Here is a 13,944-nt window from a genome sequence, read left to right as displayed (position 1 = left end):
ATGATTTTGCAATGATAATAAAAAGGAGTTAAGCATGCTAGAAGGTCAATGCTTATGTGGAATAGTGAAGTATCGTTATCATGGTGAAATTGAAAAAACCATCATATGTTACTGCAAAGACTGTCAAATGGCTCAAGGTTCAATTTTTGGCTGGAACAGTCCTTTGCAAAAATCCAAATTTGAAATTAGCAGTGGCATTAAATTTCTAAAAGAATATTTTCATAGCCCAAATAAGGCACGGGTTTTTTGTCAGGAATGCGCTAGTCCAATTTATTCTTATCGGGTAGATTTGCCTGAAATTATTCGTTTGCGCCTGGGAACGGTTACTTCAGGTAAATTACCCGCCCCTACAGAGCAAGCTTATAGCCAATACAAGCCATCTTTTTTGCATATTGATGAATAAAATCTGCATCTAGAAACTTCAAGTCTATGATAATCTTAGGTTGGATTTATATTTCTAACGATGAACAGTATTGATTGAATTATGAAAAAAATATTATTTTGTTGTTTTTTAATGGGGTGTGCGACATCAAATATTGCCTTGGCAGGTGTTGAACAATATGTAACATCGGTGGAGAAAATTTCTGAACAGTATAAGCAGGACGTCAGAATTTTTTTTAACAGCTTGGATGCTCAGCAAACCAGTTTTACTTCACAACAGCACGTTCAATTCTGCGGAATCGTAGCTAATTACGTGGAACAGCTGTATCAAGCAGCGGATCGAAACCGGGATTCTTTAGACCGTCAATTTAGACAAATGACCAAGCAGGATGTGATTCATCAAGTGATGGCATCAAAAGAAATGCTGATGTTGAAAAAATATAATATTCAGTGTGATCTGAAATAAGAAGGAAATACGCCTGAACTGTCTTTAAGTAAAGGCAGTTCAACGTTAAATCAAGAATTATATAGAAGTGGGGTTATGCAAGTTTAGCTTTGATTTTAGCTGAAACTTGTGCAGGATCGGCGCGCCCGGCTATGAGCGGACGCAGAGAATTCATCACCTTACCCATATCTTTCATGCTAGTAGCTTCTTGAGCAGAAATAGTCTGCGCAATGATAGAATCAAGCTCTTCCTCAGTCATAGCTGCTGGTAGAAATTGAGATAAAATCTCAAGTTCGGCTTGTTCCTTACTAGCTAAGTCTTGTCGATTAGCGCCTTCAAAGGCTTTAATCGAATCTTTACGTTGTTTGATTTGCTTTTCAATGACCGCAAGAACTTGAACATCGTCAAGCTCTTTGCGCTCATCGATTTCGATTTGCTTAATTGCCGCCTGAAGACCACGTATTACCGTTAACTTCGACATTTCTTTGGCACGCATAGTTGCTTTCAAAACGTCCGTTATTTGGTTTTTTAAAGTAGTCATTTATCTTGTCCAGGCAGTCAATCACAAATTAATCTTAGTAAAGGCGAGTAGTACGTACAGACTCACGCGCCAATTTCTTTTGGTAGCGTTTAACTGCAGCAGCTTTTTTACGTTTACGTTCTTGAGTTGGTTTTTCGTAGAATTCGCGTTTACGAACGTCTGCTAAAACACCAGCTTTTTCGCATGAACGTTTGAAACGACGGATGGCTACGTCTACTGGTTCGCCTTCTTTCAATTTAACTTGTGGCATGAAGAATCCTCATAAGTTATGGATAAGATCTATGGCACGATTGCCTTAGATCACAAGTGAAGGACAGTATTTTACTCATTTACATCTCATATCACAAGTCTATAATAGCTTTAGCAATATTTAGATACGGGTAAAAGGCAGTTTAATGATCGTTCTTGGCTTAGAAACTTCTTGTGATGAAACTGGGTTAGCACTCTATGACAGTGAAGTCGGCTTGATAGGACAGGTGTTATATAGTCAGATTAAACTGCATGCAGAATATGGTGGTGTTGTTCCTGAACTGGCTTCACGTGACCATGTAAGAAAATTAATTCCTTTAATTAATCAGTTGCTTGAACAAAGTAATATCAAAAAATCACAAATTGATGCCATTGCATATACCCGTGGTCCAGGTCTGATGGGCGCATTAATGACGGGTGCATTATTCGGTCGTACCCTGGCATTTGCACTGAATAAACCGGCCATTGGTGTACATCATATGGAAGGCCATATGCTTGCACCTTTATTATCAGCTACACCACCAGAGTTTCCGTTTGTCGCTTTATTGGTCTCTGGTGGCCATACCCAGCTCATGGCAGCGCACGGTATTGGTCAATATGAATTGCTTGGCGAATCGATTGATGATGCAGCGGGTGAGGCTTTCGATAAAGTCGCGAAAATGATGGGCTTGGCCTATCCAGGCGGGCCAAATATTTCTAAATTGGCATTGCAAGGTAGCGCAATAGCCTTTGATTTCCCACGTCCGATGTTGCATCAAGGTCTGGACTTTTCATTCAGTGGTTTAAAGACGGCTGTTTCAATTCAATTGAAAAAAGTTGAAGGTCAGAACCGTGAAGCGGATATTGCAGCATCGTTCCAGGAAGCCTTGGTGGATACCTTGGTGAAAAAGTCGGTTAAAGCGCTCAAGCAAACAGGTTTAAAACGTTTGGTAATTGCAGGTGGTGTCAGTGCCAACAAGCGTTTACGTGAACGTTTAGAAGCAGACTTAGCTAAAATTCAGGCACAAGTATATTATGCAGAACCTGCTTTATGTACTGATAATGGCGCAATGATTGCCTTTGCCGGTTATCAACGTTTAAAAGCAGGGCAGTGTGATGGCTTGTCTGTGACCACGACTCCGCGTTGGCCGATGACTGAATTGACCAATCCTACAGAAGCATAAGTTTTAAAAATTTTAAAAGAGGCTCAATGCCTCTTTTTTTATCGGGCTTGTTTCAGCATTTATGACTTGAAACAGTTGATTGTTATCTTGAATATAGCTTTGGAGTTTTTCCAATATCTAGTATTTCAGCTTGGGGGATGGCTGCATTGCTACTTCTTATAAGAAGAAAGACTTCTTTGTTGATTTCAATCATAAAAGTGAAGCAAGCCTGGACTTGGATTTGTAGAACAAGGCCATGAAACGCTATACGTTGAAAAATGATTTGAGACAATGAAAAAAGAGCAATTTCTAAATTTGAAATTGCTCTTTAAGTGTTAACGATCATTGATAGTTCAATGACAGCATTCAATTAATCCTGACGGATCAACTCATTGAATTGCTCTTTAAGCTCACTGTATTTGGGATTTAATTTTGCTTGATCGCTCTTATCTTTAAAGATTTTCGCAACAGTAGCTTTCACCTGATCTTCAGTGCTACGTGGCTGTTTTTCAGTTGTAACAGCATCATTGAGTGCTACTTTAACTTTAGGTGTAACGCCTTTATTTTTTCGGCCGGTTTTGTGGGTGCCTTTTTTATGATGTGCATAACGACGCGCACGGGTATAGCCCATCAACAAAAACTTTCTTGCCATGTCTGCGCCAACAAAATCATTTTTCTCTAAATAATCTAGAAATAATGCAAAAATTTTCGCGCTACTTTCAGTGGCCTGAGCTTCATCTTCAAATTGCCACAACGGCAAAATTTCAGATTTATACGGTTCAACCAATAAAACACCTTCTTCACCACGACCAATGCGATACAACTCTGGACGCTTTCTAAAATTAATCTTTTCAAAGTCGAGAGAAAAGTCAAAGCTGCGTGAAAATGGTTGGGCGTCAGGCTTAGGCGTTAATGAATCTTGTTCGTTATTGGTCATTGGGAGATTCCTTGAAATGAGAGAGTCCACTGAATAATGAACAATATTCGCGACTCTCAAGAGGTTTTGCCGAGTTTGAAGCATTTTGCTGGACTTTGATATGTCAAAATTGCAATGGACATCACAATAGTTGTTTATATCGTCCAAATAAAATGATTCAAGTTTTTTAGGGAGAGGATCTGGAAGTGTAAATAATCCAGAATTTTTTACAAACTGTAATCACTGAAATCAAGATATACAACCCTCTTGATGTGAAATTTAGATCATTATTTCAGTATTTAACATGGGATTGAAAATGGCTAAATGATGAAAAATTATAACGATTTTAATTGCTGTGAACCAATCCAGTGTTTAGAAAACTGATAGGCTGCACGCCCTGAACGCTGCCCGCGAGCCTGACACCAGCGCAATGCTTCGGCACGTGTAGGTTCATCCAGAGCTATATTGGCTCTTGCTAAATAATGTTCCACAATTTCCAAATACAAATTTTGGTCCATAGGATAAAACGACAACCACATTCCAAAACGATCAGATAACGAAATTTTCTCTTCAATCGCTTCCTGAGGATGTAATTCGTTATATTGTGGAACATCAACCCGCGTTACCGGTGTATTTTCATGCATGAATTCGGGCAGTAAATGACGGCGGTTACTGGTCGCATAAATAATAAAATTACTTGAACCAGATTGTAATGAACCATCTAAAACACTTTTTAGACTGCGATAATTTTCATCTTCTGCGTTGAAGGCTAAATCATCACAATAGACAATAAATTTTTCAGGACGGTTTTCAATCAGCTTCTGAATAAGGGGGAGGTCAGACAAATCATCACGTTCAATTTCAATTAAACGTAAACCTTCTGCTTCGTATTGAGTGAGTAGGGCACGGACAATGGATGATTTACCCGTACCACGTGAGCCAGTAAGTAAAACATCGTTAGCCGGTAAGCCCTTGAGGAATTGCAGGGTATTTTGGATCACTTTTTCTTTTTGTCTTTCAATACCTTTTAAATCATTCAAATACATTTTTTTAGGCTGCTGAATGGCTTTTAATTGTTGGTCTTGCCATTTAAAAGCAGATGCTGAAAAGTCGGTTTGCTGTTTCAGCTCTGGTAAATTTTGCTGGAGTTGTTGGAGTACATTAGAAAGTGCTTGTAAAATATGCTCAGGTAAATCGATTGTTGCCATGATTGTTCAGCTTATACGTGTAAAAGTAAAAGGGGAGTTTTACTGAAGAACTGTATATCAAATAGTCATGATTTGCCAATGGAATAGGCATTTTTGCAATCACCATCCCTTGAGTTTTCTGTCAATGTTATGTGTGATAAGCTGTCAGAAAGGCGAAATAAAAATGAAAGTGTTTGAGGGATAGATATGCTATTTAAAGATTTCACACAGGATATTAATCCACATCAAGCGTATCGCATAAAAAAATTAAAGCGCCAACTGGAAACAGCTGAAACATATGAAGAATGGAAAAGTATCGCCTTAGAAATAGATGAAGAAACGGGCGCTCAGGAATGGAAATATGATAACTGTTCACCTTATTTTGATGCCGAAATTATATCAGAGCGGTTAAGCCGCTTAAGACGCTACCGTTTCCAAAAACGTACTGAAGATCTCATGTACATATTACGTGAAGGTCTAAGCTATGATATTGCCAATATCGCAAATCCAATGTTGTTTACTGCCACATATGTGGGAACAAAAAAAATCATAGAAGATTATGTGGAAGAAGTCAGTGAAAGTCTGGCCTACATTGCTTCAGAATCGTGTTCTTGTTTATGTCGGGCCGAGAAAATTGAATTTTTCGAACATTGTAAACAGGCATATGGGCAACCTGCCATCATGTTTTCAGGTGGTGCGACCTTGGGATTGTTTCATACAGGTGTGTGTAAGGCATTGCTGGAACAAGATTTAATGCCCAAGGTTTTATCGGGTTCAAGTGCGGGTGCCATTATGACCGCGATGTTAGGCACTTCAAAACCATCCGATATTTCAGGTCTTTTAAATGGTGAAAATTTCTTTAGTGAAGCTTTTCATTTTCGTAAATTTAGCGAAATTTTAAAAGGCAACGGTGGCGTTGCCGACGTGAAATACCTCAAGAAATTTTTGATTGAGAATTTGGGTGATGTGACCTTTGAGGAAGCGTTTAAAATTTCCGGTTTGCATATTAATGTGGCGGTTGCCCCTTATGATGCTTCACAAGAAGCCCGGATTTTGAATGCCTATACCTCGCCAGATTTGCTGGTGTGGAGTGCAGTATTGGCATCCTGCGCTGTGCCTATTTTATTTCCACCGGTTAAACTCACCAGTAAGCGTCAAAATGGTCAACTCACCCCTTATATGGCAAATACACGTTGGGTGGATGGCAGTGTGCGCAGTGATTTCCCGCAAGAGAAAATGGCGAGACTGTATAATTTAAATTACACCATCGCCAGTCAGGTCAATCCTCATATTGTGCCGTTTATGCAAAGTGATGTTGAGCGCTACCGTCGAGATCTATTGAGTTGGCCAGAACGGATTGTTCGCCGTCAGGGCAAGGTGATTAGCAAAGGAATTATGGACTTTGCCCGTGGCCGGGTTGGAAAAATTCCACCAGTGCGACGATTGCTCGATCATGGTTTTGGTGTGATTGATCAGGGTTATTATGGCGATGTAAATATTGTCGGTGATTATAGCTTGCGACACTATAGTTATATGTTTCAGAACCCGCGACCATACTTGTTCAAATTGTTGCAACGTGAGGGTGAGCGGGCGACTTGGCCTAAAATAACCACCATTGAAACCCATGCCCGTGTGGGTAAAACCATTCTCCATTGTCTGGAACTTTTAAACTACCAAGATGATCCCGCACAAAAACAAGCAGAATTCATTGCAGTTTAATGCTGAAGATATAAATTGCTTTAATTTGATTTTAAAGACCAAGCCCAAAAGTTTAACTTTTGGGCGTTCTTTATTTAGCTTTGAATATCAGCAGCAACACTACTGGCTAAAAACACAAGCAGGCAATGTAAATCAAAGTTATGAAGCTGGATTCTTAAATGAATTGGCTTTTTATCAGCAATATGCAGATCAACCCCATTCTTCCGACACCATGCCTGATTTTTTATTACCCTTTCAAGTGATTGCTCATTTAAAAACGGATGGGCAACCAGAGTCGGGGAGAGCCGCCTTGATTTTGAGTCATGCTGAACCGCTATTCAATGATTGTGCTGGCATGTCGCTGAATGAGATTAAAGAGACGTTGTTAGACGTTCTGGATGTAGTGGATCAATTGCATCAACTCGGCTGGATTTATGCAGATTTAAAGCGAGAGCATTTTGTTCAATACCAGCAACGCGTGTGCCTGATTGATTTTGAACAGGTCCAAAAAATTAATTCACCCCAAAATGTGCAAAGTTTGACTGCAACTCCACGCTATATGGCCCCTGAACTTTTTCATGCCGAAGAAAAAACGGTACAGACCGATATTTATGCTTTGGGAATTGTTTTTTATGAATGGCTCACAGGGCAGCGTTTAACAGCGGAAAATTATCAAGATTGGGCGTATTTACATTGCCAACGGTTAAGTATTGAACTTCCGGAACATTTCGCACCTTTTGAAAAGCTTCTAGCTGGGATGCTGGCAAAGCAAAAAGAGCAGAGATTTACCAGTATTTACGCGGTAAAACAGGGCTTACTCACTGAAAATGTTCAATAAAAATACAAAAAAACTATTTTTGTTTTTTATTTAAACAAACAAGTGGATTTTTCATAAAAAGGTCTTGTCAGGATGAATCGATCTCTATAATATACACAGCCATTGGGGACGTGGCGAAATTGGTAGACGCACTGGATTTAGGTTCCAGCGCCGCAAGGTGTGAGAGTTCGAGTCTCTCCGTCCCCACCAATTATTATCAAACTTGTTTGGTAATAAGGCTATAGAGGATTGGTGTAATGGTAGCATGACGGTCTCCAAAACCGTTCGTCAAGGTTCGAGTCCTTGATCCTCTGCCAAGTTTTAAAAAAATCTAACGTTATGTTAGTACCCTGATGGGGACGTGGCGAAATTGGTAGACGCACTGGATTTAGGTTCCAGCGCCGCAAGGTGTGAGAGTTCGAGTCTCTCCGTCCCCACCATCTAGATATTGAAGCAAGGTTATATACCTTGCTTTTTTATTGCCTAAAATAAATGAAAGATAAAATATAAAAGCCCCAAAGAGGGGCTTTAAAGATGATTCTGAAAAGATGTTTTGAAAAATATATTTTTAATAAGTTATTTTTATCTCGATTCAAACGTGAAATATATTTTTTTAAGCTTTTAAGTGATCTTCAAATTCTTCACCCAGTTGCATCGCCAGGGAATTACCCGCCAAATCACAGGTCACCAAACCATATTCTTTTTTAAAACTAAAAGTAAATCCGCGATTGTCGGTTAATGTTTTTACCGAATAGCCTAATTTTTCTAACCAGATACGAAATGCAATTAAATTTTTTGCCTTAACAACTTTCTTCACGAGAGAACTCCTTGTGTATATTAGATACATTGCAGTATTAAATTAATAATAGGGATGCAGTTTTTTTTTTAAAGGGTAGCTTTGTGTTGTTTTTTATGAAATAAATAATTTGTATTTTTTAGCAGCGATTATTGAGTAAAGAATAGCTGAAAATGAAGATCTAACTTATCCGGATTTTGATATATTTTTATATATATTGTTGATTTTAATAAAATTTTTTATTTATATGGAAAGGAAATATTTATACACAATTTTTAATGTAGTAAAGTTTTTATATTTGAGTGATTTTTGAGGGATTGTTTAGCAATACCAAACTAAGTCGGGGAAATCATGATTGTCTTATAAGCAATTCTATAACCATGAAAAAAAATGGCAGTGCTTCTGGGCTAGAAAGACGCTAAAGTATATCGCTCTGTACAGGAAATTTTTGAATTCCGCCCTGTGTAATCCTGATTAAGATAATTAGACTGAAATGACGCCAGAAACCATTGAACAAAATGTATTGAATCAAATTCAAAAGATGCAGCAACAAGATTTAATTCCTATTGCTGTCATGCTGGGACATGAAGATTGGCTGATCTTTGCGGAACAATCAAAAGTGTCTTATACCCCTTTTGGCAGTGCCCGACGTTATCAGCCTGCCTTAGGTGGTTTGCTTTTGGTTCGGGTTGATGAAATGAATATGGCCCGTGTGGTGACACAAACTGAGTTGGACGCCTACGCGCAAACGCATCAAATTTTATAAAGCTTCCATATTCGCTACAAATTAAAAATGATCTTTTAATTCTCGTAAGCGTTGGAATTCAGCCACGCTTTCAACTCTTAAAAATGGATTGGTATCTAATTCCAGTTCAATTGTGCTGGGTAGCGTGCATTGACCGAGCATACGTTGTGCTTCGACTTTTTCGAAACGCTGCTGAATCGCCAGATTGTCTGGTTCTGCATGTAAGGCAAATTTTGCATTGGAAAGGGTGTACTCGTGCGTGCAATAGACTTTGGTTCGTGCAGGTAAAGCGGCTAAACGGTTAAGCGAATGATACATTTGCTCATATGTGCCTTCAAAAACCCGACCGCAGCCCATCGCAAAAAGCGTGTCACCGCAAAAAAGAACATCTATAGCATCAATAAAATAGACGATATGTCCGAGTGTATGACCCGGTACGGCAATAACTTCAATATCTAAATCATGGAACCTAATATGGGCATCATGTTGCAGAGGATGGCTAATAAAAGGAACTTTACTCAACTCATCACGTGGACCATAAACAGGAATATTGCGATGGAGTAAAAGATCGGGTACGCCGCCCGTATGATCTTTATGCCAATGGGTCAGCCAGATCTGGCTCAGCGTTAAATTGTTTTCTGCACAGTAGGCGTCTACCAGATGCGCTTCGGTTGGATCAATCGCGACAACTTCCTTACTCGGCGTATGCTCTAATAACCAAATATAGTTTTGTAATTGATTTTTGACATCAATCATATGAATTTGAAAAGTCATGAGATAGGCGATCAATGAGAGAGATATGAATAAGCTAGCGTTAAAGTCGATTTTTTGCCAGTAGAAGATCGCAAATCAATAAGAAAACTTAATTTTCAATAAAGCCGTGAGTATCTGGGTTTTGTCAAAAAGTGATCTATAGAAATTATTTTAAAATCTTTTTCTATATTCAGGTTTTTCAATCGCTAAAATGGCGATAAATAAAATGGGATAAATTGATATGAAAATGTATCAGGTAGATGCGTTCACCAATGAGCTGTTTAAGGGCAATCCCGCAGCGGTGATTGTGACTGAACAATGGTTAGATGAAACACTAATGCAAAATCTTGCATTGGAAAACAATTTGTCTGAAACGGCCTTTGTGAAAGTCATTGATGCAGAGAACTATGAAATCCGCTGGTTTACGCCGACCACAGAAGTGGACTTTTGTGGACATGCGACTTTGGCCAGCAGTTTTGTGCTGTTTAAAGATTGCACCTCTGCAAAAGTCATTCAATTTCATGTGAAAAATCTGGGTATCTTTGTGGTCAGCCAAGAAGCGGATGGCAAAATTAAAATGAATTTTCCGATTCGCCGTGCAGAGAAAGTTGAAACTTACCCTGGGGTTTTAACTCAAGCTTTAAGCAAGCCCTTCAAAAATGTCTATTTGAATAGCCAGGCCTATATTGTGGAATATGAAAACCCGCAAGATGTTATCGATGAAACGCCAAAGCTGGAATTGCTGAAACAATTGGGGCGCATTCGAACTGCCATTACAGCGCAAGGGACATGTGTGGATTTGGCCTTAACTGCACAAGCTGGGCAATATGACTGTGTTTCACGTTATTTTGCCCCTGCCAATGGTATTGATGAAGATCCTGTTACCGGTTCAATTCATACCGCCATTGCGCCACTATGGGCTGAAAAGCTTGCTAAAAGTGAAATCCTGGCATATCAGGCATCAAAACGTGGCGGGGAATTGCATTGTGTTGTGCTTGAAAATGAACGGATTGAAATTTCAGGTTATGCAAAACTATATATGCAGGCAGAGCTGTATCTATAAAAGGGATGAATAAATTTGCTACACAGCCGTTGAAATAAACGGCTCTTTTTTCAAAAAACTACTACTAAAAATCAAACGCATTTCCTAAGATGTCGTGGGTTATAAAAATTCATATTGTGGAATAAAATTGGAATAATTATGTTAATGCGGTTTAAACAACTTACCATCTCTTTATTATTTGTCGGCATGAGTGCAACCGCTTGGTCACAACCTGTTTTAGTAAAATCTCAACAGAAGATTGAGGAATATAAATTAGATAACGGTTTGCGTGTGGTGCTTGCGCAAAATGACAAAGAAAATAAAGTGTTTATGAATACCGTTTATCTCACTGGTTCATTAAACGATCCACAAGGTAAAGGGGGCTTGGCGCATTTATTAGAGCATTTGGCATTTAAAGGCACACAGAACATTAAAGGCGAAGAGTTTCAGCGCCGTCTGGATCAATACACTTTAATGACCAATGCCAGCACCGATTATTATTCAACTAAATATACCAATATTATTCGCCCAGAACAGAATGCAATTAATGAAGTGATTCATCTTGAAGCGGAGCGGATGGATAAACTGGTGCTGCAAGAAAAGTTCGTGCCTTCTGAAATTTCGATTGTGAAACGTGAACGTGAAGTTCGCATGGATCAACCTTTTTCGGTCATGATGGACCAGATGTGGAAGTCAGCTTATGGCAATCGATATCTGGGGCGTTTACCGATTGGCGACTTAAACGAATTACAATCCATTAAAATGGATGAGCTAAATAAATTTTACCGTACCTGGTATACACCGAATAATGCGGTGATGGTGATTTCAGGTAAATTTGATAAAGCTGAAGTGTTAAAACAGATTGATAAAAGCTTCAGTCCAATTGCGGCACGTCAAGTTCCAGCCCAAACCAAAGTCCCGGTACTGGATTCAGCCAAAATCCAGAACAGAAACTTTCTGGTACAAAAGGGCAGTGATCTGGCCAAATTCAATATTTATCTGAATGGCAAGAATGAAAAGATCAAGTCTGCACTCGCTTTGGCACCATATTTATATACCATGCAGCCGAGCGGGCATCTTTATCAAAGTGTGGTCGAAACAGGGGTAAGTACCGGGGTTCAGTCCACCACATGGTTGGATCAAGACTTTAATCTGGTGTTTATGGGCGCTGTGTATGCCCCAAATCATGATGCGAAGAAAGTCCAGTCGGAATTGGTTTCAGGGGTAGAGAAAAACAAGCCATTCAATGAAACCGAGCTGAACCGGGTAAAAAATCTGATTCAGAATCAGGCAGACAACATCCAGACTAATGCTGCAGCATTGGGTGGGCGCTTGAGTGATTATTACGTCTCTTATCAAGGCAATTGGTCACAATATTTTACTGATCTGGATAATGTAAAAAAACTCAAACTTTCTGAGGTCAATCAAACCCTAACCCAGTTTTTAGTTCCTGAACATCGTATTTCAGGGGATATCAAACCAACTCCAGAAGATCAGAAAAAAGCACTAGAGCAAAAACAGGCATCTGAACAGCCTAAAACGCTTGATCAAAGCGATATCAAAGAAGAACCTTTAAAGGATAGTAGTGTCTATAAACAAGAGGTTACCGAATATGTTAAAACCTCGAAACAGTATTTAGTCGATACTGAAAAGAAAATTCAACGCGGAACATTGCAGAATGGAATTAAGTACGCGTTATATCCAACAACGACACGTGATGACAAAACCTATGCCACCATTTCTGTCGATTTTGGTACGGAAAAATCCTTATTTAATAAAGGTGAAGTGCTCGATTTGATGGCATATTTATTATTGCGTGGATCTGATCAATATAGCTTGCAGGATATTGCGGATAAATCAATTGAAGCGGGTGGTGGTGCTACTGCAACCGCATCCGCCAATAGTATTAGCATTCAGATTGTGGCGAAAAAAGAAAAGTTTGATGATTATTTCAAATTTATGATGCAGGTGTTGAAAAATCCGAAGTTTGAACAATCACAGTTTGACTTGATCAAATCGCAAACTTTATCTGCATTAGATCGTCCCTATACCGAGCCTGAAACTGTTGCTGCGCTCACCATGACCCGACTGCTCGAAACCTACCAACCCGGCGATTTGCGTTACCATTTTGAGCCGGATCTTGCCAAGCAACAAATTAAAGCTGCCACGGTTGAGCAAGTGAAAAAGTTGTATCAGGATTTCTTTGTCAGCAACCATGCACAAATCGCAATTACCGGTGATTATCAAGCCAAACCGATGCTCGCATTAGTACAAAAAGAGTTTTCGGGTTGGAAAGCACAATTGCCATATCAACGTCTCAGCTCTGATTATCAAGCGTATCCGGCACAGAAAATTCATGCTTTATCCGAACAGCGTGAATTCGGCAGTTATCAATCTATTTTGACTTTCCCTGCTGGTGCAAATCATTCCGATGCTACTGCGTTAATCGTATTTAGTTATATTTTAGGCGATTCACAACTCTCTTCACGTTTAGCTCAGGAATTACGTGAAAAAAATGCACTGGTCTATGGTTTTGGCAGCGATGTTGAACTGGATGACTGGGTCGATTCTGGTGCCTTAACCATTGATGCCAATTACACGGCAGGTAAATCGGCACAAGTTTCACAAGGCGTGCGTAAAGTCTTAAATGACTTGCTGACGAATGGTGTGACCGAGCAAGAACTGGAAGCAGCGAAAGCCAATATCCTGAAAAAACGTGTGACGACTTTGGAAGATGAGCGCAATATTCATCAAATGTTAACGCCGCAATTAGAACGTGATCGTGATTTATTGTTCCGTGAAAAGCGTGATCAGGCACTGGCAAAATTGACTAAAGCCGATGTGGATGCAGTGATCAAGAAATACATAAAGCTGGATCAGCTGATTGAAGTTATGGCGGATCAGTATGGTAAAAAAGTAAAATAAACTGCTCGAAATATTTTTTAGCAAAAATTTTAAAATCCTCCATGAGTGGGGGATTTTTTTATTGTTGTTTCAATATAGTCAAACTACTTTATTATCCATACAGGATTCGAAAAAAACTCGAAATAATTCATCGACTGAGTCGATCAACCATTCTTTACGCTTACGTTTAACCCATGCCCACATCTGTTCTATAGGATTTAAATCAGGGCTGTATGCAGGAAGCCAAAGAATTTTATGCCCTTGTTGTTCCAATAACTCCAGAATATCTGCTCTTTTATGAAATGCTGCATTATCCATAACCACTACA

15 protein-coding genes and 3 tRNA genes are annotated in these 13,944 nt (G+C 39.3%); 11 read left to right on the top strand and 7 right to left on the bottom strand.

Features of this window, described 5'->3' with window-relative positions; translation table 11 throughout:
• Nucleotides 1–34 precede the first annotated feature (34 nt).
• Both E0H81_RS14105 and E0H81_RS14100 read left to right on the top strand, forming a co-directional pair.
• Nucleotides 35–403, top strand: a complete 369-nt coding sequence (locus tag E0H81_RS14105) for a GFA family protein (RefSeq protein WP_131319772.1) — start codon at nucleotides 35–37, stop codon at nucleotides 401–403.
• Nucleotides 404–484: 81 nt separating this feature from the next.
• The gene (locus tag E0H81_RS14100; RefSeq protein WP_131319770.1) at nucleotides 485–847 is read left to right on the top strand and encodes a hypothetical protein; all 363 of its coding nucleotides are present in this window, start codon (nucleotides 485–487) and stop codon (nucleotides 845–847) included.
• Nucleotides 848–920: 73 nt separating this feature from the next.
• Here the strand turns inward: E0H81_RS14100 and E0H81_RS14095 are convergent, their stop codons facing one another.
• Together E0H81_RS14095 and rpsU are read right to left on the bottom strand one after the other, a co-directional pair.
• Nucleotides 921–1,367: a GatB/YqeY domain-containing protein gene (locus tag E0H81_RS14095; RefSeq protein WP_067864208.1), complete on the bottom strand. Its 447-nt coding sequence runs from the start codon at nucleotides 1,365–1,367 to the stop codon at nucleotides 921–923.
• A 34-nt stretch (nucleotides 1,368–1,401) separates the two neighbouring features.
• Nucleotides 1,402–1,617, bottom strand: coding sequence for a 30S ribosomal protein S21 (gene rpsU, locus E0H81_RS14090; protein ID WP_001136722.1), 216 nt, complete (start codon nucleotides 1,615–1,617; stop codon nucleotides 1,402–1,404).
• Between the two features lie 145 nt (nucleotides 1,618–1,762).
• Here rpsU and tsaD point away from each other — a divergent pair, with 145 nt between their 5' ends.
• Nucleotides 1,763–2,779 carry a tRNA (adenosine(37)-N6)-threonylcarbamoyltransferase complex transferase subunit TsaD gene (gene tsaD, locus E0H81_RS14085; protein ID WP_131319768.1) on the top strand — a complete coding sequence of 339 codons (1,017 nt, stop codon included), beginning with the start codon at nucleotides 1,763–1,765 and terminating at the stop codon, nucleotides 2,777–2,779.
• A 349-nt stretch (nucleotides 2,780–3,128) separates the two neighbouring features.
• Here the strand turns inward: tsaD and E0H81_RS14080 are convergent, their stop codons facing one another.
• The gene (locus E0H81_RS14080) at nucleotides 3,129–3,695 is read right to left on the bottom strand and encodes a DUF4385 domain-containing protein (protein ID WP_131319766.1); all 567 of its coding nucleotides are present in this window, start codon (nucleotides 3,693–3,695) and stop codon (nucleotides 3,129–3,131) included.
• A 314-nt stretch (nucleotides 3,696–4,009) separates the two neighbouring features.
• Complete coding sequence (locus E0H81_RS14075; RefSeq protein ID WP_131319764.1) at nucleotides 4,010–4,882, bottom strand: ATP-binding protein; 873 nt, start codon at nucleotides 4,880–4,882, stop codon at nucleotides 4,010–4,012.
• Nucleotides 4,883–5,068: 186 nt separating this feature from the next.
• Between E0H81_RS14075 and E0H81_RS14070 the strand changes: the two genes are divergently transcribed.
• The 5 genes from E0H81_RS14070 (at nucleotide 5,069) to E0H81_RS14050 (ending at nucleotide 7,816) form a co-directional block, all read left to right on the top strand.
• Nucleotides 5,069–6,580, top strand: coding sequence for a DUF3336 domain-containing protein (locus tag E0H81_RS14070; protein WP_131319763.1), 1,512 nt, complete (start codon nucleotides 5,069–5,071; stop codon nucleotides 6,578–6,580).
• Complete coding sequence (locus E0H81_RS14065; RefSeq protein ID WP_244926547.1) at nucleotides 6,570–7,397, top strand: serine/threonine protein kinase; 828 nt, start codon at nucleotides 6,570–6,572, stop codon at nucleotides 7,395–7,397. Before E0H81_RS14070 ends, E0H81_RS14065 begins: the two co-directional genes overlap by 11 nt.
• 104 nt (nucleotides 7,398–7,501) lie before the next feature.
• Nucleotides 7,502–7,586 (top strand) — tRNA-Leu (locus E0H81_RS14060).
• Between the two features lie 33 nt (nucleotides 7,587–7,619).
• A tRNA-Trp gene (locus E0H81_RS14055) sits at nucleotides 7,620–7,693 on the top strand.
• Nucleotides 7,694–7,731: 38 nt separating this feature from the next.
• Nucleotides 7,732–7,816, top strand: a tRNA-Leu gene (locus tag E0H81_RS14050).
• Nucleotides 7,817–7,989: 173 nt separating this feature from the next.
• On the opposite strand, the gene E0H81_RS14045 is transcribed toward E0H81_RS14050, so the two are convergent.
• Nucleotides 7,990–8,193, bottom strand: a complete 204-nt coding sequence (locus E0H81_RS14045) for a hypothetical protein (protein ID WP_067723371.1) — start codon at nucleotides 8,191–8,193, stop codon at nucleotides 7,990–7,992.
• A 472-nt stretch (nucleotides 8,194–8,665) separates the two neighbouring features.
• Between E0H81_RS14045 and E0H81_RS14040 the strand changes: the two genes are divergently transcribed.
• Nucleotides 8,666–8,938, top strand: a complete 273-nt coding sequence (locus tag E0H81_RS14040; RefSeq protein ID WP_131319761.1) for a hypothetical protein — start codon at nucleotides 8,666–8,668, stop codon at nucleotides 8,936–8,938.
• Nucleotides 8,939–8,959: 21 nt separating this feature from the next.
• Here the strand turns inward: E0H81_RS14040 and gloB are convergent, their stop codons facing one another.
• The gene (gloB, locus tag E0H81_RS14035) at nucleotides 8,960–9,691 is read right to left on the bottom strand and encodes a hydroxyacylglutathione hydrolase (protein WP_131319759.1); all 732 of its coding nucleotides are present in this window, start codon (nucleotides 9,689–9,691) and stop codon (nucleotides 8,960–8,962) included.
• A gap of 220 nt (nucleotides 9,692–9,911) precedes the next feature.
• On the opposite strand from gloB, the gene E0H81_RS14030 reads away from it, so the two are divergent.
• Nucleotides 9,912–10,733, top strand: coding sequence for a PhzF family phenazine biosynthesis protein (locus E0H81_RS14030; RefSeq protein ID WP_131319757.1), 822 nt, complete (start codon nucleotides 9,912–9,914; stop codon nucleotides 10,731–10,733).
• 138 nt (nucleotides 10,734–10,871) lie between these two features.
• Complete coding sequence (locus tag E0H81_RS14025) at nucleotides 10,872–13,637, top strand: M16 family metallopeptidase (protein WP_131319755.1); 2,766 nt, start codon at nucleotides 10,872–10,874, stop codon at nucleotides 13,635–13,637.
• A 78-nt stretch (nucleotides 13,638–13,715) separates the two neighbouring features.
• Here the strand turns inward: E0H81_RS14025 and E0H81_RS14020 are convergent.
• Nucleotides 13,716–13,944: transposase (locus E0H81_RS14020; protein WP_171458601.1), on the bottom strand; the 229-nt coding region annotated here is incomplete at its 5' end.

This window comes from Acinetobacter terrestris, assembly GCF_004331155.1.
Lineage (GTDB): Bacteria > Pseudomonadota > Gammaproteobacteria > Pseudomonadales > Moraxellaceae > Acinetobacter > Acinetobacter terrestris.
Note: the sequence above shows the minus strand (reverse complement) of the source record. Positions and strands in the feature narration are given on the sequence as shown.

Bases quoted from the DNA above. Each gene is read 5' to 3' on its own strand.
- E0H81_RS14100 (WP_131319770.1), top strand. From the start codon at position 485: ATGAAAAAAATATTATTTTGTTGTTTTTTAATGGGGTGTGCGACATCA.
- E0H81_RS14080 (WP_131319766.1), bottom strand. From the start codon at position 3,695: ATGACCAATAACGAACAAGATTCATTAACGCCTAAGCCTGACGCCCAA.
- E0H81_RS14040 (WP_131319761.1), top strand. From the start codon at position 8,666: ATGACGCCAGAAACCATTGAACAAAATGTATTGAATCAAATTCAAAAG.
- E0H81_RS14095 (WP_067864208.1), bottom strand. From the start codon at position 1,367: ATGACTACTTTAAAAAACCAAATAACGGACGTTTTGAAAGCAACTATG.
- E0H81_RS14070 (WP_131319763.1), top strand. From the start codon at position 5,069: ATGCTATTTAAAGATTTCACACAGGATATTAATCCACATCAAGCGTAT.
- gloB (WP_131319759.1), bottom strand. From the start codon at position 9,691: ATGACTTTTCAAATTCATATGATTGATGTCAAAAATCAATTACAAAAC.
- E0H81_RS14105 (WP_131319772.1), top strand. From the start codon at position 35: ATGCTAGAAGGTCAATGCTTATGTGGAATAGTGAAGTATCGTTATCAT.
- E0H81_RS14025 (WP_131319755.1), top strand. From the start codon at position 10,872: ATGTTAATGCGGTTTAAACAACTTACCATCTCTTTATTATTTGTCGGC.
- E0H81_RS14075 (WP_131319764.1), bottom strand. From the start codon at position 4,882: ATGGCAACAATCGATTTACCTGAGCATATTTTACAAGCACTTTCTAAT.
- tsaD (WP_131319768.1), top strand. From the start codon at position 1,763: ATGATCGTTCTTGGCTTAGAAACTTCTTGTGATGAAACTGGGTTAGCA.
- E0H81_RS14030 (WP_131319757.1), top strand. From the start codon at position 9,912: ATGAAAATGTATCAGGTAGATGCGTTCACCAATGAGCTGTTTAAGGGC.
- rpsU (WP_001136722.1), bottom strand. From the start codon at position 1,617: ATGCCACAAGTTAAATTGAAAGAAGGCGAACCAGTAGACGTAGCCATC.